Raw genomic sequence first — 22,751 nt, 5'->3', positions numbered from 1 at the left:
GAGGTCATGGAATTGGCCGTATTGAAAACCGCACCCCCGACGAACAATCCGAGTCAAGCAAAGCCGATGGTTTCCATCGACTCGGTCACCATGTCCTTCGGCGCCTATGTTGCCGTCCAGGATGTCAACCTTAGTGTCTCCGATGGCGAGTTCCTCGCCATCGTCGGACCTACTGGATGCGGCAAGAGCACCATACTCAATGCCATTGCCGGTCTCCTGAAACCTGCAAGTGGCATTGTTTCCATCGATGGACAGCCCGTGCGCGGGATCCAGAACGACATCGGTTATTTGTTCCAGCAGGATGCATTGCTTCCGTGGAAGACCGCAATCGAAAACGTGGAGCTCGGCCCCATGTTCAAAGGTGTCGGCGCTGCCGAACGCCGCGAGCGGTCGATGAGATGGCTGGCGAAAGTCGGGCTCAAAGGGTTCGAGCATCGCTATCCACATCAGCTTTCCGGCGGTCAGCGCAAGCGCGTTCAGATGGCCCAGGCGCTGATTACCGGCCCCAAGGTCATCCTTATGGACGAGCCCTTCTCCGCGCTTGACATCCATACCCGTCACCTGATGCAGAACGAGCTGTTGCGTCTTTGGCAGGAGGAACGGCGCGCCGTGGTGATGATAACGCACGACCTCGAAGAGGCCATTGCTCTCGGAGATCGGGTCGTCGTGCTTGCCGCCGGACCGCGCTCGCGGGTGATCGACAGCTTCCCTGTCGACCTCGAACGTCCGCGTGATGTCGCTGAAATCAAGCTCGATCCGCGCTTCATGGATCTTTATCGCAACATCTGGTCATCGCTGCGCGGCGAAGTGGAGAAAAGCTATGAACGTCATGACTGAACGCCTTATCCAAATCGTGCTGCTTGTGGCAATTGTCGGCGGCTGGCAGCTCGGTGTCGCGGCAGGCGTCATTGACGTCTTCTTTTTCCCGGCGCCGGTCGACATCTTCAACCAGGTCGTATCCTGGGTCGCGGACGTCAGCTTTTATAGCCATGTGGCGATCACGTTGACGGAAACCGTGCTCGGCTATCTGGTCGGAACGGCACTTGGCGTCGCGGCAGGCGTTTGGCTCGGCCTCAGCCGCTCGGCGGCGCGCATCCTGGACCCTTTTATCAAAGGCTTGAACGCGATCCCTCGAGTCGTGCTTGCGCCAATCTTCGTGCTTTGGCTCGGCCTCGGTCTGTGGTCCAAAGTGGCGCTCGCCGTGACGCTCGTTTTTTTCGTCACCTTCTTCAACGCCATGCAAGGCGTCCGCGAAGTCAACCCGGTGGTGCTGTCGAACGCTCGCATTTTAGGAGCCAAGCGGTCGGACCTGCTCCGCCATGTCTACTTCCCGGCAGCGGCAAGCTGGATTCTGTCGTCCTTGCGCACTTCGGTCGGCTTCGCCGTTGTGGGGGCAATCATCGGCGAGTATCTCGGCTCCTCTGCCGGGCTCGGCTATCTGATCGCTCAGGCCGAAGGCAATTTCGATGCAGTTGGAGTCTTCGCGGGCATCCTGATCCTCGCGATCTTCGTCTTGATTATCGACAGCATTCTTGACATCGCCGAGAAGCGCCTCATCAAGTGGCGAGCAAGCGATTCCGAACGGCCGGCGTGACGATCGCAATGCGCGGCACGGCGGAGATCTGCGCCGCCGCATTGGCTCTCGCCGAAAAAAGTCCCTGAACCGTCATCGCAACTCCTCTGCGGCTTCGGCCGCACCTGTGCAGATTGGGGTTCAACGCATAAACAGCGGATCGTGCATTGATGAGGTTCATGCGGCCATTCACAAACATGCCGCAGGATCGGGTCCTACGAGCGGCCCGCAGGCGACCTGGAAGGGCAAGGCGGCCCCGCCCTAGGCCGCGTTTCACCGCATTTCTTCAGTCGCCTTCGCCCGGATATTGCTTCGCCTTCAATAGGCCGGCCAGATGCGCCGTGTTGCGCGCCAGCATATCGACGGCTGTCGTCACGACCTTCGGCACCCTGTCGAGATCGACGAAATTGGTGGAGCCCATCGCCTCGCCGACCCAGTAGGCAACGGCATTTGCCGGAATGGTGAAACCGACATCGTTCAGCGCCTGATAGAGTTCGGCGGAGACATGATGGGCGCCGTCCTCATTGCCGACGACGGCGACGGCAGCCACCCTTCCGTAAGACACCATCCGGCCCTGATCGTCGGTTTCGTCGAGGAAGGCGTCCATGCGCTCGAGCGCCCGCTTGCAGACACTGGATGGCTGGCCGAGCCAGATCGGCGTCGCCATCAGCAGGATATCGGCGGAGAGCACCTTGGCGCGAATATCGGGCCAGTCATCGCCGGCGCCTTCGTCGGAGGTGACGCCGGGCTTGACGTTGAAATCGGCCAGCCGGAGCACTTCGGTCTCAACGCCATAAGCGGACATCGCCTTGTCGATGAGACCGATCATTCGGTCGGTCGAGGACGCGTCCTTGGCGTCGCTGGTCTTCAGCGTGGCGTTGAGGGCGAGGGCTTTCAGCGGCATGGGTCTCTCCGGCACCGTCGGCGGTTGGCATTCGCCTGCTGCAACCCGTTCGCGCGCAGATTGTTCCTGTCGGGATGCGAGGAGACCTCACGTAAAAATAACCAACTGGTGAATTCTTTACTTGAACCCCCAAATGGAATCGGCAAAAGTGTCGGTGCTATCAATCCCTTCATGGATTTGCCGTCTTTTCGGGCCAGCGTCCGACCACACATCTATTGGAAAAAATACCGTGAGCAGCGATGCGTTAATACGCGCGACGAAGCCTTCGGCTTCGATGGCGCTTGCAACTGCGGCAGGCTGGGGCCGAGGCCTCTACACACTGGTGCGCATCACCATGATGGCCTTCCGCCACCCCTGGCAATCCGGCTTTGCGATCGGCGCCACGCTTGTTGCCTCCACCTTCCAGCTGATGATCCCGCGCCTTCTCGGCCAAGCCGTCGACCATACGCAGATGGCGATGAGCGGCGGTGCAGCCGGCCAGGCGGCCCAGGACGCGCTTCTGACCACGGCCCTGCTACTGCTCGGCGCCAGTGTGTTGCGCGGCCTCTTCACTATGGTTCAGAACTATTACGGCGAAGCCGTCGGCCATCACATCGGCTACGAGTTGCGGCTGGCCTGCTACGAGAAGATCCAGCGACTGTCCTTCAGCTTTCATGACACCGTGCATTCCGGCGACCTGATCACCGTCGGCCTGCTCGATCTCGAAGGCGTGCGCATGTATTTTTCCACCGCGCTCGTCCGGATGATCCTGCTGTCGATCCTGATCGGCATCGGCGCCTATATGCTGCTGTCGACCGATACCGTGCTCGGTCTCCTGGCGCTGAGTTTCGTGCCTTTCGTCGGCTGGCGCTCGTCGGTGACGCAGCTCAAGCTGCGCGCCACCTGGCTCGACCTGCAGGAGCGGCTTTCGGTGCTGACCCGCATCATGGAGGAAAATCTCGGCGGCATTCGCGTCGTGCGCGCCTTTGCCGCCCACGAACACGAGATTTCGAAATTCGAGGCGGCGTCGAAGAGCGCGCTCGCGCTCGCGCATCAGCGCGTCGGCATCCGCGTCACCAACACCAGCGCCATGACCTTCTCCTTCTTCGCGGCGATGGGCCTCGTGCTCTGGGTCGGCGGCGGCAAGGTGATGTCGGGCGAAATCACCGTCGGCACGCTGGCCTCGTTCCTGACCTTCATGACCATCCTGCAGATGCCGGTGCGCCAGCTCGGCCTGATGGTCAATGCCTTTGCCCGCGCCTCCACCTGCGGCTCGCGCCTCTTTGCCCTTCTCGACCTCGACATCGCGATCAAGGATGCGCCGGATGCTAAGCAATTGGCGGTGACGGACGGCGTGCTGCGCTTCGAGAATGTCAGCTTCGCCTATCCCGGTTCGGAAAAGCGCACCGTGCTCGACGATGTCTCCTTCGAAGCCCGCCGCGGCCAGACGATCGGCATCGTCGGGCCTCCGGGCAGCGGCAAGTCGACGATCGCCCATCTCATTCCCCGCTTCTACGACGTCAGCGGCGGCAAGATCACGATCGACGGCCAGGACATCCGCAAGGTGACGCTGCAATCGCTGCGTCGGGCGGTTGCCGTCGTGCAGCAGGATTCCTTCCTGTTCACGACGACGATCGAGAACAACATCGCCTATGGCGACCCTTGGGCGAAGGAAGGCCGCATCGAACGCGCCAGTGAAAGCGCCCAGCTGCACAATTACGTGCTCGGCCTTCCCATAGGTTACGGCACCGTCGTCGGCGAGCGCGGCGTTTCGCTGTCCGGCGGCCAGCGCCAGCGTCTTTCGATCGCCCGTGCGTTGATGCTGAAACCGGCGGTGATGGTGTTCGACGATTCGACGGCGGCTATCGACGCCGCCACCGAGCAGCGCATCCGCGGCGCCATGCGCCGCTATGCGGCCGACCGCGTGACGATCATCGTCGCCCACCGCCTGAGTTCGCTGATGCATGCCGACCAGATCCTGTTCGTCGAAGACGGCCGGATCGTCGAGCGCGGAACGCATGAAGCGCTGCTTTCGCTCGGCGGGCGCTACAAGGCACTCTACGACCTGCAGGTGCGGCCGGGCGACGAGGTCCTGAGCGCCTAACAATGGATTCCCTTCTTCTGCCCACCGGGGAGAAGAGCGGACAAGCAATGACTATGCAGGCCACCGGACGTGATGGCCGCGGGAGGAATGGCATGGCCGAGGAACTGGAAACCGAGCGTCCCGACGTTCGCGAGGATGGACGCCGACCGCCGCGGGCGGTGGTCGGTTCGCATCGCGTCGAGGAGGAGATGTTCGGCAAGGCCTTCGACGGCAATATCGTCAAGCGCATCTGGGTTTTCGTTCACCCCTATCGCCGCCAGGTTCTGTGGTCCGTCGTCGCCGTTCTGACCTTCACGATGATGCAGCTCACCATCCCGCTGATCATCCGCTATGCCATCGACCACGGCATGTCGCCGGGCGGCAACCATTCGGCCCTGGTCTGGTCGATCATCGCCTTCACCATCGCCATCCTCATCAACTATGCGGCAAGCTATGCGCAGGAGACGCTGGTTGGCGGCGTGGCGGAGGACGTGCTCTTCGATATCCGCAAGGCGATGTTTTCGCATCTCCAGCGCGTCTCGCTCTCCTTCATGGACAAGACCGAGGTCGGCCGTCTGATGTCGCGGCTGCAGGGCGACGTCAACTCGATGCAGGAATTCCTCGAAACCTCGGTGCTCTCCGTCGGCGACATCGTGCTGCTCTTCGGCATCGTCTTCGTGATGCTCTATCTCGATTTCAAATTGGGGCTGCTGACGCTCTCGGTGCTGCCGGTGCTATTCATCGTCCGGCTGTTCTGGCTGCCGCTGGCGCGCAAATCCTTCATGGCCGCGCACGAGACCAATTCGGTCGCGAACGGTGCGCTTGCAGAAGCGATCCATGGCGTGCGTGCCGTCCAGAGCATGGACAGGCAGGGCGTCAACTTCACGCTTTACGACGACAAGGCGCATGCCAACCTCAAGACGCATCTGACGGCGGCGCGCTATGCGCAGGTGATGGTGCCCATCGTCGACAGCCTGACCGGCGTGGCGATGGCGCTCGTCATCGTCGTCGGCGGCGCCCGCGTTCTCAATCAGGCGCTCGATGTCGGCGTGCTCGTCGCCTTCCTGTTCTACATCCAGCGCTTCTTCGACCCGATCCGTTCGCTGACGCTGCAATATTCGGTGATGCAGCGCGCCATGGCGTCGGGCCAGCGGCTGACCGAAGTGCTCGACGTGCCTGTCGACATCAAGGACGCGCCCGATGCCAAGGCCTTGTCGCGCGACATGGACGGATCGGTGGAATTCAAGGACGTCGTCTTCGGCTACAATCCGAAACATCCGGTGCTGAAGCACGTCAGCTTCAAGGTCAATCCCGGCGAGACGGTGGCGCTGGTTGGGCCGACGGGGTCTGGCAAATCGAGCTGCATGTCGCTGATCCATCGCTTCTACGACGTGCAGCAGGGCCAGGTGCTGGTCGGCGGCGACGATGTGCGTGATCTGACGCAGGATTCGCTCGGAGCGCAGATCGCCATGGTGCTGCAGGAACCCTTCCTCTTTACCGGCACGGTCTTCGAAAACATCCGCTACCACAAGCTGCAGGCGACGCGCGAACAGGTGATCGAGGCGGCGAAGGCCGTCGGCGCGCATGACTTCGTGATGCGCCTGCCCGATGGTTACGACAGTGTCCTCGGCGAGCGCGGCGGCAACCTGTCGCTCGGCCAGCGCCAGCTTTTAAGCTTTGCCCGTGCCCTGGTGGCGGACGCGAAGATCCTCGTGCTCGACGAGGCGACTGCCAATATCGACAGCTACACCGAGATGCTGATCCAGAAGGCGCTGGTAAAACTGCTCGAAAACCGCACCGGCCTTGTCATTGCCCATCGCCTCGCGACGATCCGCGAGGCGGACCGCATCATCGTGCTGCAGAACGGCGAAATCATCGAAAGCGGCGACCACCGCCAGCTGATGAAGAACGGCAAGCTCTATTCCAAGCTCTATAATCTCAACTACTCCTCCTTCGACGACATTCCCGAAGACGTGCTGGAAGAGACGGCGGCGGCGGATTCAGCGACTTGATCTCAGGACATGCATTAATGGCTGTCGCAAAGTTTGAACGAACAAACGCCTTGCTGCCGCATTTATTTCCTATCGGGGGATCAGTGCCACTGAGGAGAATGTTATGAAGAGAGTTATTAGCAGCCTGTTGATCGCAACGGCCCTTGTTGGATCGGCCATTCAGCCCGCTGCCGCGCGTGATCGCCATCATCACGATGACACGGGTCGGGCTATCGCTGGCGGCGTTGCCGCAGGCGTCGTCGGCGGTCTGATCGGTGGCGCGATCGCCAATAGCGGCCCTCGCTACGTCGATGGTCCGCGTTATGTCGATGGTCCCCGCTATGTCGAACCGGCGCCGAGATGCTGGTATGAGGACCGCGATGTCCGCAACCGCTATGACGGCGGCTATCATACCGAAACCGTGCAGGTCTGCGAGTAGCGGGCGGACCTGACCTTCCTATGGCGTCGCGGATCTGATTCGTCGCCGCCGCTGATTTTCGCCCATCAACCGAGGCTGCATCCGCCAGCCTCGGTTTTTTCTGTTTGGGCCGATGCAGTTGGTTCGCAGTCACTCCCCACAGCAAAAAATTCTGGCTGCTTCGTTCGCCTGTCATCCGGCTGTTAGAGACGGCCAATAGCTGAAAGCCGATGAATGATGGTCCAGTGAATGGCGCCAAGACGCCAAAGAAAGAACGTATGCGCTTCGTCAGCGCCGAGCAGGTAGCGCAATTGGCGGGCGTTTCGCGCTCCGCCGTCTCGCGCACCTTCACGCCGGGCACCAGCGTGGCGCCTGCAACGCGCGAAAAGGTGCTGCGGGCGGCCGAAGCACTCGGCTACCATGTCAACGACCTGGCGCGCGGCGTACTTGCCAATCAGAGCCGCCTTGTCGGCATCGTCGCCACCCGGCCGGAAGTGGGTTTTCGCGCACATCTGGCCGCAGCGCTTGCCAAATGCCTGATCAAACGCGGCAGCATCCCGATTCTCATCAATACCGGCCAGACGGAAGACGAGCTGCTCGCCGCCCAGAAAATGCTGATCGGCCATCGTGCCGAAGCGATCATCATCCTGTCCGGCTCGCCACCGGCGAGTTTCTTCGAACTCGCGCAGCGAAATGGCCAGCCGCTGGTGGTGATCGGCCGCTCGGAACCCGACGCCGACCATGTGCGCGCCGGCAACTCCGAGGCCTCCCGCAAGGCGGCAACGGCCTTTTACGAAAGCGGCAGACGGCGGCTGGCGGTCATCGGCTCCAACACCGGAACGCCTTCCATCATCGAGCGCGAAAGCGCCTTCCTGTCGACAGCCGAATCGCTCGGTGTATCCGTCGTCGTCGGACGCGGCGGCGATTCCGACTATGACGGCGGCGTCACCGCCGCACGCGCGCTCTTTTCGCAGACAATAAAGCCCGACGCCGTCTTCTGCGCCAACGATCAGATCGCTTTCGGACTGATGGATGTCGTGCGCCTGGAAGCGCAACTGCGCATCCCCGAGGATGTCGCCGTCATCGGCTTCGACGACGTGCCGGAATCCTCCTGGCTGAGCTATCAGCTGACCACCTTCCGCCAGGATCCGCTGACCATGGCGCAGCGCGCCGTCGAACTGATGGAGCGGCGGCTTGAAAACCCGGGCTTGCCTCCAGGTTACGAACGCGTCATTCCCGAGCTTGTCATCCGCCAGAGCTTCAGACCCTGACCTCTCCCTCCGCCTTTTCGCAGGCGTCATCCTGTGGCAAGAAGGGCTGACGGTTTGACGCATGTCGTTATCCCAAAACCGCTGCACAGTTTTGGGCGACATGCATTGGGGAGGAAGATCGCCGCAGATGAAGGGAATCCGCCAGCTCGCCGAGCATCTCGACATTTCGATCGGAACGGTGTCCCGGGCACTGAACGGCAAGCCCGACGTCAACGACGAAACGCGCCGGCGCGTGCTCGCCGCCGCCGAAGAGCTCGGTTACGTCGCCAACCAGTCGGGCCGCAGCCTTCGCCAGGGCATGACCAACGTCATCGGGCTGATGCTCGAAGTCAGCCGCGAGACGGTCGAAAACAGCGACGACTTCTTCCTTGGCGTCACCGACGGGCTGCAGAGCGTCTTTTCCCGTCACAAGCTCGATCTCGTCATGCTGCCCTGCCCCGATGACGAGGACCCGCACGAATATCTAAAGCGCATGGTGGCGCGCCGTCTCGTCGACGCGCTCATCATCTCGGCGACACGGCGCACCGATAGGCGCATCGAGCTTCTGGAAAAGGCCCGCATCCCCTTCGTGGCGCTTGGCCGCAGTGCGTCAGGCGGCAGCTACACCTGGATGGACCTCGATTTCGAGGGCGTGGCGGCGCGCGGCGTCGACCGGCTGGTTTCCAAGGGCCACCGACGGATCGCGGTGGCCGCCCCCTCCTCCGACATCAATCTTGGCTATCTCTTCCTCGACGCCTACCGCCAGGCGCTGCAACGGCACGGTATTGCCTTCGACCCGGCCCTCGTCATCCGGGTCAAGTCGAGCGAACAGGGCGGTTATCAGGCCGGCCACGAATTGCTGATGATCGAAGAGCGGCCGACGGCGATCATCCTGATCCACGAGCTGATGGCGATCGGGCTTTACCGCCGGCTTGCCGAGGCCGGTATCGTGCCCGGCCGCGACCTCGCCGTTGTCGGTTTCCGCGAGGAGCCGCGCACGCATTTCCTGCAGCCGACGCTGACCTCCTTCCGCATGTCGCTGCGCGATCTCGGCGCGCAGCTCGGCGAAACCCTGCTCGCCACCATGCCGGCCTATGCCGATCATTATCCGCAGGGCGCCCGCAACAGGATCTGGCCGCTGGAACTCGTTCCCGGCGAAAGCGACGCTTTCACGCTGACGGCCTGAAGCCCGCCGCGTAGATACTTTTGGCGGCTTGATCAGACCCGGCTCGGAGCCGTCGAATGCTCCCTGTGCGACAGCTGACGCGTGATGACGAAGACCAGCAGGGCTCCAGTAGCAAGGCAGGCGGCCAGGAAGAACATCGGCGCGATCGTGCTGCCGCTCGCTTCCTTGATCCAGGGCACGACGTTCTGGGCGACGAAGCCGCCGAGATTTCCGACCGAATTGATGGCGGCAAGGCCCGCCGCAGCCCCCGCCCCCTTGAGGAAACGGGAGGGCAGGCTCCAGAACACCGGCTGAGGCGCGAAGATCCCAGCAGCGGCGACGCAGAGGAAGGCGAATTGCAAAGTGTGGTTCGGGATCAGCGCCGAGAGAAGCAAGCAGGCGGCGCCGATGAAAGCCGGAATGACGATATAGGGCGTCTTCGATTGCGCCTTGTCGGCCAGGGCGGGAACGACATAGAGCGCGACCGCGACCAGCACCCAGGGAATGATGTTGAGGAATCCGTTCACCGTGTTGCTGACGCCGAAGGCCTGGACGATGGTCGGCAGCCAATAGCTGAGACCATAGGCCGAAAGCGGAAAGGCGATATAGCAGAGCGCCATCAGCAAGACACGCGGGTCAATGAGCGCCTTGAAGCCGTTTGAGGCATTCTCGCCCATGCCGGCATTTTCGGAAGTGAGCCTTCGTTCCAGCCACTGCTTCTCCTCGCCATTCAGGAAGCTTGCGTTTTCAGGCCGGCCGGGAAGATAGAAGAAAGTGACAATGCCGGCGATCACAGCCGGAACGCCCGTCGCCAGGAAGACCCACTCCCAGCCGGCAAAGCCGTAGAGACCGTCGAGATCGAGCAGCATACCGCCGAGCGGCGCGCCGACGGCATTGGCGATGGCGCTGAAGATCATGAACAGCCCGACCATCCTGCCGCGATAGGCCGAGGGAAACCAGAGCGTCAGCAGATAGAGGACGCCGGGAAAGAAGCCGGCTTCGCAGACACCGAGCAGGAAGCGCAGGATATAGAACATCGTCGCGTTCTGCGTGAAGGCGAGCGCGACCGTGACGATGCCCCAGGAAACCAGGATGCGCGCGAACCAGACACGGGCGCCGAGCTTATCGAGGAAGAGGTTGCTCGGCACCTCGAAGAGAAAATAGCCGATGAAGAAGAGCGAAGCACCGAGACCATAGGCATATTCGCTCATTCCGAGAGCATCGACCATCTGCAGCTTGGCAAAGCTGACGTTCTGCCGGTCGATATAGGCGATGAGATAAAGGATGCCGAGAAACGGCATCAGCTTCCAGGTGATTTTCGAGATCAGCCGCTTCTCGTCGACCATAAATGTGCTCCGGTATGACCATGCTTCGGGATCGGATAAATAGCGCGGCCAGCCGATATTCAATCGGGCGCGGCATTTTCTCGCAGCCGCAACCCTGATGATGTGACCGTACCCGAAGCCGGTACGGTCTTTAATCATTCAGCGGCGGCGACGGCGGCGCAGCGGCCGATCGTTGCTTGGGTCAGCACGAAGGCCGAGAAGGCGCAGAGCGCGATGCCGGCGGCCATCGGAACGGCCGTGCCGTCGAAGAAGACGCTCGATATGACCATGGCGACGGCGGCGATCACGAAATGCAGCGTGCCCATCAGCGACGAGGCGGTGCCGGCGATCTCGCCGTGATCCTCGAGCGCGAGCACCGCGCTCGTCGGGATGACGAGGCCGAGGAAGCCGTAGCCGATGAACAGGAAAGTCGCCAGGACAGGCAGCTGGTTGAAGCCCGCGGCCATCACCACCGCCATGACGACCATGGCAAGGGCAAAAGCGCTGACCGCAATCCGCATGACGCGCACGAGGCCGAAACGCTCGCCGAGCCAGCCCGTCGCCTGCGATACCGCGAAGAAGGACACGGCATTGATCGAGAAGGCGAAACTGTATTGCGTCGGCGTCAGCCCGTAATGCTGGATCAGCACGAAGGGCGAGTTGGCGAGATAGACCAGGAAGCTTGAAATGCCGAGGCCGCCGATGAAGGTCAGCGTCAGGAAATTGCGGTCGGCGAGCAGCAGCCGGTAGGCCGCCATGGCGCTCTTCAGACCGCTGCCGCTGCGTTCGGTCGCCGAGCGGGTTTCGTCAAGCTGGGTGGCGAGCAGGACGAGGCCGATGAAGGCGGCGATCGTCACGGCCCAGAATACGCCGCGCCAGCCGTAGAACTCGATGACGGCGCTGCCCGTCAGCGGCGCCAGGATCGGCGAGATCGAAAAGACCAGCATCAGCAGCGACATCAGGCGGGCGGCCTGCACGCCGGTGTGCATATCGCGGACGATGGCGCGCGGAATGACCATGCCGGCGGCACCGCCGATACCCTGAACGAAACGGAAGGCGATGAGCGTTTCGATATCGGTCGCCAGCGCACAGCCGATCGAGGCGATGGCGAAGAGGCCGATGCCGAGATAGAGCGGCAGCTTGCGGCCCCACATATCCGACAGCGGACCATAGACGAGCTGGGCGAGCGCAAAGGAGATGAAGAAGGCGAGAAGGGTGAGCTGGGTGACGTTGTTGTCGGCATGCAGGTCCTGGCCGATGGAGGGCAGCGCAGGCAGATACATGTCGATGGCGAAAGGCCCGATGGCCGACAAAAGGCCGAGAATGAGGGCAATGCGAAAGAATGAAGCCGTCATAAGGGTGATCTTTCTTAAAAGCGCAGCGGAGGCACCGGATCAACGCCCCGCCGCATTGCTCTTAGAGCGCCATACGTCCTCTCGGACGCACAAATGATGATTGTCCGCGCGAAGACGAAGTTGGGAGCTCATATCTCCAGCGGCGGAAGCAAGAGTGTCAATAAATTTGGACACAGATGTAAAACTAGACGCCATTGTCTAAAACGTCAAGACGTCTTATCTTCGCTCTCATGAAAGATCGGATGACACCGGCAGTCCGGATGACGGGGCATACGCAGCGCGGACAATGCGCCAAGCGCATGTCGATCCTCGATGCCGCGGCCGACGTATTCTGCCGCCAGGGTTTTGCCGGCGCCAGCATCGACGAGATCGCCGCCGCTGCCTGCGTTTCGCGCCAGACGATCTACAATCACTATCGCGAGAAGGAAACGCTGTTCGTCGCCGTCGTCGAAGACGTCATGAACCGTGCCAACGCCATGCTCTTCTCGGTACTGTCATCGTTCCCGGACAGCGCCGACGATCTGGAAGACGAGCTGACGGCTTTCGCCGTGCGCCTCAACAAGAACTGCATCTGCAACCACGACGGAAAATTCCTGCGCAAGCTGGTGCAGACCGAAGGCGAGCGATATCCCCACCTCTTCGAAAGCTGGCGCCAGCAGGGGCCGGGCAAGCTGATCACCGCCCTTTCTGCACTGTTCGCGCGGCTTGCCCACAAGGGAACGCTCATCATCGACGATTTCGACGTCGCTGCTCGGCAGTTCGTGGCGCTCGGCAATGCCGATCTGCAGATGATGATCCTTCTCGGCGGCACGCCCACCGATGAAGAGCTGGAAAAGGCGGCACGCAACGCCGTCCGTACCTTTCTCAAGGCCTATGGCAGGCCGGCCGAAAAGGCCGGCATGCAGCCGCAACTCGCAGCCATCTCAGGCTGATCAGGCCCCCTCTTATCAGGCAAACACCGTCATCTGTGCGGGGACGACCGCGAACATGCCGACACGGCGCGCGGCAAGATATTTCACCAGCTGTTCGACAACCGAAGGCATGACCGGCTTCTGGATCACGCCGACCGCGCCCTTGACGCCGTCAGCCACCACTTCGGGATTGCCAGTCATGAAGACGACCGCAATGCCGTGCTCCTGCGCCAGCCGTCGGCCGATCTCAGGCCCGGTCGGGCCGTCGGCGAGATTGACGTCGACGAAAGCGATATCGGCAAGCGGCGCCAGTCGCAGCGCCTGTTCGCGATCATTCGCAAGGCCCGCAACCTGCATTCCCATGCCTTCTACCGTCGCCTCGAGATCGAGCGCGATCAGGAATTCATCTTCGACGATCAATACTCTCTGTTTCATGAGATCATCTCGTTGCCAGCGCCGCACGACATTGGTGGCCATGATACGTCCCCTTGTTACGCCTATACCCAGAAAGAGGGATCCGCTCCGCCAGCCTGTCCTCAAGCGAAACTCATGGCGGTAACGGGCAACTCGACGATATGTTCCGCGCTGGAACGCGATTTTCTATATTTAAGGCATTGTTAACGTTGATAAATTCTTAATAGCAAAAAGGGTGGAGAAAAGGACCGTGCCTGATCGTGGTCAATATCGAGGCTACATCTTATGGCTGAGGGCGCGATAAGACGGTATAGCTCTTCCGTTACCTTAAAAACGAGAATCATATTGAGAAACACATTTATCGTTTTGGCCGCCGTGGTCGTCGGCTTGTTCGCTTACACGAAATTGATGGCCCGGGTCGGCTCAGGCTCGCCGCCTCCGGATGCGCCTTTGGAGCAACAGGCTGACCTCATTCGCGTTTATAAATCCGAACGCCGCATGGTCCTTCTCAAAGGCGATACTCCGATCTCGACATACCGGATCTCTCTTGGTCGAGCTGCCGACGAGGGTCCGAAGCAGCGCGAAGGCGACGAGAAAACACCCGAAGGACGCTATGAGATAGACTGGCGAAATCCCAGGTCGATGGCGCATCTCAGCCTGCACATTTCCTATCCAAATCCTGATGACCAGCGTAACGCACAATCCGGTGGTTTCCCTCCCGGCGGCGCTATCATGATCCACGGCCTTCCCAACGGCTGGGGCCCATTCGGAAACGCCCATCATCTGTGGGATTGGACGGATGGGTGTATTGCGGTCACCAACGCCGAGATGCGCGATATCTGGGCGCGCGTCCCCGACCACACACCCATCGACATCATGCCCTGAACCGCTGTCGGCTTCGTCAGCCCTTGGCCTTCAGGACGAGGACCGGCTGGCTGCGGTAGTCGGCAGGAAACAGCGATTTTAGGTTCTCGATTTTCGGCAAGTCGTTATAGACGATATAGGGATAGGTCGGATTGAGCGTCAGGAAATCCTGATGATAGGCTTCGGCGGGATAGAAGCCGGTAGCCTCGGACACCTTAGTGACGATCGGCTGCGGGAAGACATGCGACTTGTCGAGCTGATCGATATAACTCTCGGCGACCTTGCGCTGCTCGGGATCGGCAACGAACAGTGCCGAACGGTATTGCGTTCCCCGGTCCGGACCTTGAAAATTCAGCTGTGTCGGGTTGTGCGCTACAGAGAAGAAGATCTGCAGCAACTTGCCGTAGGTCACCTGTTTCGGATCGAACTTCACCTGGACGGCTTCGGCATGGCCTGTCGAGCCGGTGCTGACGGTTTCGTAATGCGCCGTTTTGGCATCGCCGCCGGCATAGCCGGAGACGGCGCTCTTAACGCCCTTCACGTGCTGAAAGACGCCCTGGACGCCCCAGAAACAGCCGCCGGCGAAAATGGCCGTTTCGGTGCCTGACCCGGCCGCCTGGTCAACGGCTGGCGGCGGGATGACGACCGCATCCTCGGCCGCGGCTGCGCCACACGCACTGAGCGAGACGACGGCGGCGGCAAGGAATGCGGCAAGGCGCCTGGGATGGGAAGACAGGGACATTGCGCTACCTCCTGCGACTGCTCAAATCCTTGCTCATCCTTGCAAAAGCCGCAAATCACAAGGCGGTCACTCACGCCGATGTGACAGCCAGGCGAAAGCGCCTGTGCGAAGTTGAAACAGCACTCAACTTGAGTTGACAATCTCGCGAGGAGTGAGGAGAGTGCCGCCGGTCAGAGCCTGCATTTCCGGGGGGAACCTATGTCCGTGCGCTCGTTCTTCGCTTTCGCGACAATCGCATTTTCCACGATTGCCATCAGCTTTTCCGCCGCCGCTGCGGACACTAAGCGCGACATCCAGACGATCAAGGACGCCGATTTCTTCGGCTTCGATCTTCGCACCGAGCAGAACGTCTCGCTCGATCAGTGCAAGACCTCCTGCATCGGCGACAAGAGCTGCAAGGCCTTCACCTACAATCCCAAGGTGAAATGGTGTTTCCTGAAATCCGATTTCAAGACAATGAACGCCTTCCCCGGTGCCATCGCCGGCAAGATCGTCGAAACGGCCGGCCAGCGGGAGCCGGATATCGGCGCCGCGCCGCGCCTGAGCTTCCTGAGCAACGACCTCATCCAGCAGGCCCACGACTTCAAGGACAATCTCACCCTCGCCGACGGCCAGCAGGGCCAGGGCGTCGACAGCCTGACGGCCAACGCCCGCCTCGACATGACCGCCAACAACCTGACCGACGCGTTGATAGCCTTCCACGGCGCGCTGTCGCTCACGCCCGATGACGCCGATCTCTGGCTCGAAACCGCCCGTGCCGCAATTTCGTTCGGCAGCACGGAAAGCAGCGTTACGGGCCAGGCTGTGGTCGACGCGCTGAACGGCTATGAGCTGACGCGCACCAAGGCCAAGCGCGCAGAAGCGCTCGCCGTCCTCGCTACCGCTCTGGAGCGAAACGCCAATTACCGCCCGGCACTCGATGCCTATAAGGCGAGCCTGGCGCTCGTCGCCACCGACGATGTGCAGACGGCCTATCTGCAGCTGAAATCGACGCAGGGCTTCCGCATCACCGAACACACGGTCGATGCCGACAGCGCCACGCCGCGCGCCTGCGTCACCTTCTCCGAAGCGCTCGTCAAGACCACGGACTACACGCCTTTCGTGACGCTGAACGGCGAAGCGCCGAAGGCGCTGGAAACCAAGGATAAGCAGATCTGCGTCGAAGGACTGACGCACGGCCAGACCTATAAGATCGGCTTCCGCACCGGCCTGCCGTCCTCCGTCGACGAGGCGCTCGAAGCAGCCGTCAGCATCGACGTCTATATCAAGGACCGCGGCCAGATGGTGCGCTTCACCGGCGACAGCTTCGTGCTGCCGTCGACGGCGCGCCGCGGCATCCCGATCGTCTCGGTCAACATGACCTCGGCCAACCTGAAACTCTACCGCATCGGCGATCGCGCCATCGCGCCGCTCTTGACCAACTCGCAGTTCCTGAGCCAGCTCGACGGCTACAGCGCCCAGAACATTCAGGAACAGAACGGTGAACTCGTCTGGCAGGGCTCGATCGATATCGCCAACGAACTCAACAAGGACATCGTCACCAGCTTCCCGGTCGACGAGGCGCTGCCCGAGCGCAAGCCCGGCATCTATGTGATGACCGCAACGGCGGCAAACGGCCCGGCGCAGGAGTGGGATTCGCAGGCGACGCAGTGGTTCCTGGTCTCCGATATCGGCGTCACCACCTATGCCGGCACCGACGGGCTCAACGTCTTCACCCGTTCGCTCGGCTCGGCCAAGCCGATATCAGGCGTCGAGCTGCAGCTGCTCGCCAAGAACAATGAAGTGCTCGGCACCGCGACGACCGACGAAAATGGCCGCGCCACCTTCACCGCCGGCCTGATCCGCGGCACGGCGGCGCTGACGCCTGCCGTCATTGCCGCCAGGAACGGCACCTCGGACTATGTCTTCCTCGACATGACGCGGGCCGGCTTCGATCTCTCCGACCGCGGCGTCACCGGCCGCGCCGCACCCGGCGCGATCGACGTCTTGACCTTCACCGAACGCGGTATCTACCGCGCCGGCGAAACCGTGCATGCCCAGGCGCTTGCCCGCGACACCGACGGCACCGCCATCGAGAACCTGCCGCTCACCTTCATCTTCAGCCGCCCGGATGGCGTCGAAGACCGGCGGATCGTCAGCCAAACCAGCAATCTCGGCGGTTATACGGTCGATTTCCCGACCCAGGCAAACGCCATGCGCGGCACCTGGACGATGAACATCTATACCGATCCCAAGGGCAGCGCGATCGCCAGCAAGAGTTTCCTCGTCGACGATTTCGTGCCCGATCGCACCGACATGGAGATCAAGACCGAAGCCAAGGAAGTCGGTCCGGACACGCCGGCGCTGATCACCGTTTCGGGTAAATATCTCTATGGCGCCCCGGCCGCCGGCCTGACACTCGAAGGCGATGTCGTCGTCAAGCCGACGCGCGAGAGTGCGGCCTATAAGGGCTTCTTCTTCGGGCTTGCCGACGAGGAGGCGAGCGAGGATTCGCGCCAGCCGATCGACGGCCTGCCGGAACTCGACGAGAATGGCGAAGCCTCGACCGACCTGACCATCAGCGAACTGCCGGCAACGACGCAACTGCTGAACGCCACCGTCTATATGCGCATGCAGGAGGCGGGCGGCCGCGCCATCGAGCGCTCGCTGGTGCTTCCGGTGAAGACCGAGCGGGCTTCGATCGGCATCAAGCCGGAATTTTCCGACGACCTGCCGGAGAACTCGATCGCCAACTTCACGGTGATCGGCGTCAAGGCCGATGGACAGAAGCAGGAGGCGAAGGGCCTGCGCTGGAAATTCTATAGCCTCAACCGCGAATACCAATGGTATCGCGAGGGAACGGCATGGAAATACGAGCCGGTCTACACCGCCGAGCAGGTCGCCAACGGCAGCGTCGATGCGACGATGGACGGCGGCAAGATCTCCGTGCCGGTGAAATGGGGCCGCTATCGCCTCGAAGTGGAGAGCCCCGATGCCGACGGCCCGACCTCCAGCGTCGAATTCGACGCCGGCTGGTTCGTGAGCTCGACCTCGACCGAAACACCGGACGGGCTGGAAATCGCCCTCGACAAGGACAGCTACAAGATCGGCGATACCGCCAAGCTGAAAGTCACCTCGCGCTACGGCGGCGAGCTCATGGTCACGGCCGGAACCGAAAAGCTGGTGGCCGTGCAGAATGCTGCGATCGGCGAGACCGGCGGCGAGGTCGATATCCCCGTTACCGCGGACTGGGGCGCCGGCGCTTATGTCACCGCCACGCTCTTCCGTCCCGGCGATGCCCAGGACAGCCACATGCCGATGCGCTCGATCGGCATCAAATGGCTGAAGGTCGATCCCGAACAGCGCGCCCTGCAGGTCAAGCTCGACACGCCGGAAAAGATGTTGCCGCGCGGACCGCTCGATATCGGCCTGCAGGTGGCCGGCGCCGGCGCCAACGAGGATGCCTATGTCACGGTCGCCGCCGTCGATGTCGGCATTCTCAACCTGACGCGCTACGAACCGCCGAACCCGGAGGACTGGTATTTCGGCCAGCGCCAGCTCGGCCTTGAAATCCGCGACCTCTATGGTCGGCTGATCGACGGCTCGCTGGGCGCGACCGGCAAGCTTAGGACCGGTGGCGACGGCGGTGCGGTGGCGCTGCAGGCAAGCCCGCCGACGCAGAAACTTGTCGCCTTCTTCTCCGGCCCGGTGAAGCTCGACGCCGAAGGCAAGGCCCATGTCTCGTTCGACATTCCGCAATTCAACGGTACGGCGCGTGTCATGGCGGTCGCCTGGACGAAGACGGGTGTCGGCCACGGCGTCAAGGACGTCATTATCCGCGATCCCGTCGTCGTGACCGCAAGCCTGCCGAAATTCCTCGCCCCCGGCGACAAGGCCAATCTTCGCCTCGACATCGCCAACACCGATGCACCGGCCGGCGACTACAAGCTGCAGCTGACCGGCAATGATGCGGTCGGCATCGAACAAGCCGCCGCCGCGCAGACGATCCGTCTCGAAGCCGGGGCGAAATCCGAGCTGACGCTGTCGCTTATCGGCAAGCAGCCGGGCGCCGGCAGCGTCTCGATCAACCTCTCCGACGCTTCCGGTCTTTCGCTCGACCAGACCGCCGACGTGCCGGTGCGCCCGGCATCCTTGCCGATCACCGAACGGCGGGTGCTGGCGCTGAAGCCCGGGGCAAAGCTCACCGTCGACAAGAACCTGCTCGCCGACAGCGTGCTGCCCGGCGCCTCGATCAGCGTCAACGTCACGCGTTCGGCAGCCTTCGACATTCCAGCCTTGCTGATGACGCTCGACCGCTATCCCCTCGGCTGCGCCGAGCAGACCACCAGCCGGGCGCTGCCGCTGCTCTACCTCGCCGAAGTGGCGAAGCAGGCCGGCATCGAAAATGACGACGACGTGCAGAAGCGCGTGCAGGACGCGATCTATCGCGTCCTTTCCTATCAGGCCTCGGCTGGCAGCTTCGGTCTCTGGGGACCGGATTCGGGCGACCTCTGGCTCGATTCCTACGTCACCGATTTCCTGACGCGGGCTCGCGAAATGAAATACGACGTGCCGGAAAAGGCCTTCGTCCAGGCCTTGGAAAACCTGCAGAACACGCTGTCCTACACCACCGACATCAAGGGCCAGGGCGACCAGATCGCCTATGCCATTTACGTGCTTGCCCGCAACAAGAAGGCGGCGATCAGCGATCTGCGTTATTATGCCGATACGATGATCAACGACTTTCCGACACCGCTCGCCAAGGCGCATATCGCCGCCGCATTGGCGCTCTACGGCGATGCCCAGCGTTCGAAGAACATCTTCCTCGACGCCCTACAGATGTCGCAGCAGTCGATGGTCTCGCGCGTGAACCTGTCGCGCACCGATTATGGCACGATCCTGCGCGATGGCGCGGCGATCCTGGCGCTTGCCGCCGAAAGCCGGCCGGTGCCGCCCGTCATCCCTGACCTCGCCAAGGCCGTCGCCAAGGAATGGGGCCGCAGCAAATACAAGAGCACCCAAGAAGAAACCTGGATGCTGCTTGCCGCGCGCGCCATCCAGGGCGGTGACGACAGCTTGAAGGTCGATGTCAACGGTGCCGCACACACCGGCGCCTATATGGCCCGCATGACCGGCGAGGCGCTCGCCGACCATCCGCTGACGCTGACCAACCAGACGAGTGACGCAGTGTCGGCCGTTGTCACCACCGTGGCCGCCCCCACCGCGCCGCTGCCGGCCGGCGGCGACGGCTTCCTCATCGAGCGCAGCTATTACACGCTCGACGGCGAGGAGGCGAATGTCAGCGAAGCGAAACAGAACGAGCGCTACGTCGTCGTCATCCATGTGCGCGAAACAAACGACTGGCCGTCGCGCATCGTCATCACCGACCTGCTGCCGGCCGGCTTCGAGATCGACAATCCCAATCTCGTCGACAGCGCCCAGATGACGAATTTCGATTGGATCGGCGAGATCTCCGCTGCCCATACCGAATTCCGCTACGACCGCTTCGTCGCCGCCTTCAACCGCGCAGCAGGCGACAATCGCGAATTCAACGTCGCCTATGTCGTGCGCGCCGTCACCCCCGGCACCTACGACCATCCGGCCGCCAGCGTCGAGGACATGTATCGTCCCGAGCTTTCGGCCCGCACGGCGACCGGCAAGATGGAGGTCGTGGCGGCGCAATAATGAAGCGGTGGCACAAGTTTGCGATCGGATCCGCCTCCGGCATCGTTCTTGCCGGCGCGGCCCTTTTCGCGCTCGACGCTGCCGACAAGGCCTATCCGCCGCCACTCGACAAGGCGAATGCCGTCTCCGCCGAGGTGCTGGATGCCGATGGGCAATTGCTGCGTGCCTTCGCGACCTCGGAAGGCCGCTGGCGGCTGAAGACAGCGGTCGCCGACGTCGACCCGCAATTCCTGCGCATGCTGATCGCCTATGAGGACCAGCGTTTTTACGATCACGGCGGCGTCGACCCCTGGGCGCTCGGGCGAGCTGCCGTGCAATTGGCCAGCAACGGCCGCATCGTCTCCGGCGCCTCAACGCTGTCGATGCAGGTGGCGCGGCTGATCGAGCCGCGCGAAGGGCGCTCGCTTTCGGCAAAGCTCTTGCAATTGGTGCGCGCAGTGCAGATCGAGCGGCGGCTGTCGAAAGAACAGATCCTCGACCTTTATCTGACGCATGCGCCCTATGGCGGCAATCTGGAAGGCGTGCGCGCCGCAAGCCTTGCCTATTTCGGCAAGGAACCGAGGCGCCTGACGGTGGCCGAGGCGGCGCTGCTCGTCGCCCTGCCGCAATTGCCGGAACGGCGCCGGCCAGACCGCAATCTCAAGGCAGCCGAGGCGGCACGCAAGCGCGTGCTTGACCGCGTGGCGGTGACTGAGGCCGTGGGCGACGGCGAAGCGGAGCGGGCCGAAGGTGTGGCGGTCCCACCGCGGCGCATGCAATTGCCGGCGCTGGCCGCCCATGTTGCGGAAGCCGCGCGGCGCAAGGAGCCTGATGTCCTCAAGCACCAGACGACTTTGGAGAAACAGGTGCAGCAGGGGCTGGAATCGGTCGCGCGGGCAGCGGCGATGAAGCTCGGGCCGAAGCTGTCGCTCGCCATGGTGATGGCGGATGCGCAAACCGGCGCGATCGTCGGCGAGGTCGGCTCGGCCGATTATTTCGACGCCAGCCGCTCCGGCTGGATCGACATGGCGCGCGTCAACCGCTCGCCGGGCTCGACGCTGAAGCCCTTCATCTATGGGCTCGCTTTCGAACAGGGCCTGGTGTCCCAGGAGACGATCATCGAAGACCGGCCCGCCGATTTCTTTGGCTACCGGCCGCGCAATTTCGACATGAGCTATCAGGGCGACGTCACCGTGCGCGAGGCGCTGCAGCTCTCGCTGAACGTGCCGGCCGTCAAGCTGCTCGATGCCGTCGGGCCGTCGCGGCTGATGGTACGCTTCCGCCGCGCCGGGGTACGCCCGGTCCTGCCGCCGAATGAGACGCCGGGGCTTGCGATCGGGCTTGGCGGCGTCGGCATCACCCTGAAGGATCTGGTGCAACTCTATACGGCGCTCGCCAATCGCGGCCAGCCGGTTAGGCTCGGCGACGGCGTCACCGGGGCACCGGGCAAGCTCGACGGCGAACCGCTGCTGGAGCCGGTCGCGGTCTGGAACGTCGCCGATATTCTCTCCGGCGTCATTCCCCCCGCCGGCGCGCCGCAACGAGGCATCGCCTACAAGACCGGCACGAGTTACGGCTATCGCGACGCCTGGTCGGTCGGCTATGATGGCCGCTATGTGCTCGGCGTCTGGGTCGGACGGCCTGACAATAGCGCCGTGCCGGGGTTGACCGGCTATGGCACCGCCGCGCCCATCCTGTTCGAAGGTTTCGCCAAATCCGGCATTGCGACGACGCCGCTGCCCCGCCCGCCTGCAGGCGCCGTGCGCATCGCCCAGTCCGAGCTGCCGATCAGCCAGCGGCGTTTCGCCCTCAATGCCAGCGGCCTGCTCGCCTCCGGGCGCGAGGCCGCGCCGCAGATCATCTATCCGCCCGAGGGCGCGCATGTCGATCTCGGCGCTGGGCAAGGCAAGCTGTCACCGCTGATGCTGAAGCTCCAGGGCGGCCGAGCCCCCTTCCGCTGGCTTGCCAACGGCAAGCCGCTGCCCGATCTCTCCCGCCGGCGCATCCAGCAATGGCTGCCCGATGGCGGCGGCTACTCCAAACTGACCGTCATCGACTCGGCCGGACGCGCCGCAAGCGTCGGCGTTTTCATCGACTGAGGGAACAAAACCCGGCTGCAACCGTTCGGAATAGT

Annotated in this window: 16 protein-coding genes; 11 read left to right on the top strand and 5 right to left on the bottom strand. The window is 62.6% G+C overall.

Annotated elements, in window-relative coordinates; translation table 11 throughout:
• Positions 1-6 precede the first annotated feature (6 nt).
• Positions 7-837, top strand: coding sequence for an ABC transporter ATP-binding protein (locus OIU37_RS28695; protein ID WP_171604976.1), 831 nt, complete (start codon positions 7-9; stop codon positions 835-837).
• The gene (locus tag OIU37_RS28690) at positions 821-1,594 is read left to right on the top strand and encodes an ABC transporter permease (RefSeq protein WP_171604975.1); all 774 of its coding nucleotides are present in this window, start codon (positions 821-823) and stop codon (positions 1,592-1,594) included. The genes OIU37_RS28695 and OIU37_RS28690 overlap by 17 nt, the downstream gene beginning before the upstream one ends.
• Before the next feature lie 265 nt (positions 1,595-1,859).
• On the opposite strand, the gene OIU37_RS28685 is transcribed toward OIU37_RS28690, so the two are convergent.
• Positions 1,860-2,477, bottom strand: coding sequence for a flavodoxin family protein (locus OIU37_RS28685; protein WP_264259380.1), 618 nt, complete (start codon positions 2,475-2,477; stop codon positions 1,860-1,862).
• Positions 2,478-2,598: 121 nt separating this feature from the next.
• Here OIU37_RS28685 and OIU37_RS28680 point away from each other — a divergent pair, with 121 nt between their 5' ends.
• The 5 genes from OIU37_RS28680 (at position 2,599) to OIU37_RS28660 (ending at position 9,384) form a co-directional block, all read left to right on the top strand.
• Positions 2,599-4,560, top strand: coding sequence for an ABC transporter ATP-binding protein (locus tag OIU37_RS28680; RefSeq protein WP_264259379.1), 1,962 nt, complete (start codon positions 2,599-2,601; stop codon positions 4,558-4,560).
• Positions 4,561-4,652: 92 nt separating this feature from the next.
• On the top strand, positions 4,653-6,551 hold the full coding sequence (locus OIU37_RS28675; protein ID WP_264259378.1) for an ABC transporter ATP-binding protein: 1,899 nt from the start codon (positions 4,653-4,655) through the stop codon (positions 6,549-6,551).
• Between the two features lie 103 nt (positions 6,552-6,654).
• Positions 6,655-6,969: a hypothetical protein gene (locus OIU37_RS28670; RefSeq protein ID WP_129419325.1), complete on the top strand. Its 315-nt coding sequence runs from the start codon at positions 6,655-6,657 to the stop codon at positions 6,967-6,969.
• A 209-nt stretch (positions 6,970-7,178) separates the two neighbouring features.
• Complete coding sequence (locus tag OIU37_RS28665) at positions 7,179-8,219, top strand: LacI family DNA-binding transcriptional regulator (RefSeq protein WP_264259377.1); 1,041 nt, start codon at positions 7,179-7,181, stop codon at positions 8,217-8,219.
• Between the two features lie 127 nt (positions 8,220-8,346).
• Positions 8,347-9,384 (top strand): LacI family DNA-binding transcriptional regulator, encoded by a 1,038-nt coding sequence (locus tag OIU37_RS28660; protein ID WP_222397694.1) that lies wholly within the window; start codon positions 8,347-8,349, stop codon positions 9,382-9,384.
• Between the two features lie 32 nt (positions 9,385-9,416).
• On the opposite strand, the gene OIU37_RS28655 is transcribed toward OIU37_RS28660, so the two are convergent.
• Together OIU37_RS28655 and OIU37_RS28650 are read right to left on the bottom strand one after the other, a co-directional pair.
• Complete coding sequence (locus OIU37_RS28655) at positions 9,417-10,709, bottom strand: MFS transporter (protein WP_264259376.1); 1,293 nt, start codon at positions 10,707-10,709, stop codon at positions 9,417-9,419.
• 134 nt (positions 10,710-10,843) lie between these two features.
• Positions 10,844-12,043, bottom strand: coding sequence for a multidrug effflux MFS transporter (locus tag OIU37_RS28650; RefSeq protein WP_264259375.1), 1,200 nt, complete (start codon positions 12,041-12,043; stop codon positions 10,844-10,846).
• A gap of 194 nt (positions 12,044-12,237) precedes the next feature.
• Between OIU37_RS28650 and OIU37_RS28645 the strand changes: the two genes are divergently transcribed.
• Complete coding sequence (locus OIU37_RS28645) at positions 12,238-12,975, top strand: TetR/AcrR family transcriptional regulator (RefSeq protein WP_182208413.1); 738 nt, start codon at positions 12,238-12,240, stop codon at positions 12,973-12,975.
• A gap of 15 nt (positions 12,976-12,990) precedes the next feature.
• Here OIU37_RS28645 and OIU37_RS28640 read toward each other — a convergent pair whose 3' ends face one another.
• Entirely contained in the window at positions 12,991-13,431 is a 441-nt protein-coding gene (locus OIU37_RS28640; protein ID WP_180696858.1) for a response regulator, read from the bottom strand.
• A 282-nt stretch (positions 13,432-13,713) separates the two neighbouring features.
• On the opposite strand from OIU37_RS28640, the gene OIU37_RS28635 reads away from it, so the two are divergent.
• Entirely contained in the window at positions 13,714-14,253 is a 540-nt protein-coding gene (locus OIU37_RS28635; RefSeq protein ID WP_264259374.1) for a murein L,D-transpeptidase family protein, read from the top strand.
• Positions 14,254-14,269: 16 nt separating this feature from the next.
• On the opposite strand, the gene msrA is transcribed toward OIU37_RS28635, so the two are convergent.
• On the bottom strand, positions 14,270-14,974 hold the full coding sequence (msrA, locus tag OIU37_RS28630; RefSeq protein WP_264259373.1) for a peptide-methionine (S)-S-oxide reductase MsrA: 705 nt from the start codon (positions 14,972-14,974) through the stop codon (positions 14,270-14,272).
• Between the two features lie 198 nt (positions 14,975-15,172).
• On the opposite strand from msrA, the gene OIU37_RS28625 reads away from it, so the two are divergent.
• The gene (locus OIU37_RS28625; RefSeq protein WP_264259372.1) at positions 15,173-20,638 is read left to right on the top strand and encodes an alpha-2-macroglobulin family protein; all 5,466 of its coding nucleotides are present in this window, start codon (positions 15,173-15,175) and stop codon (positions 20,636-20,638) included.
• Positions 20,638-22,716, top strand: a complete 2,079-nt coding sequence (gene pbpC, locus OIU37_RS28620; RefSeq protein ID WP_264259371.1) for a penicillin-binding protein 1C — start codon at positions 20,638-20,640, stop codon at positions 22,714-22,716. Before OIU37_RS28625 ends, pbpC begins: the two co-directional genes overlap by 1 nt.
• Positions 22,717-22,751: the final 35 nt, after the last annotated feature.

This window comes from Rhizobium sp. BT-226, from assembly GCF_025847085.2.
Lineage (GTDB): Bacteria > Pseudomonadota > Alphaproteobacteria > Rhizobiales > Rhizobiaceae > Rhizobium > Rhizobium sophorae.
This window is presented reverse-complemented; position numbering and strand designations above follow the sequence as displayed.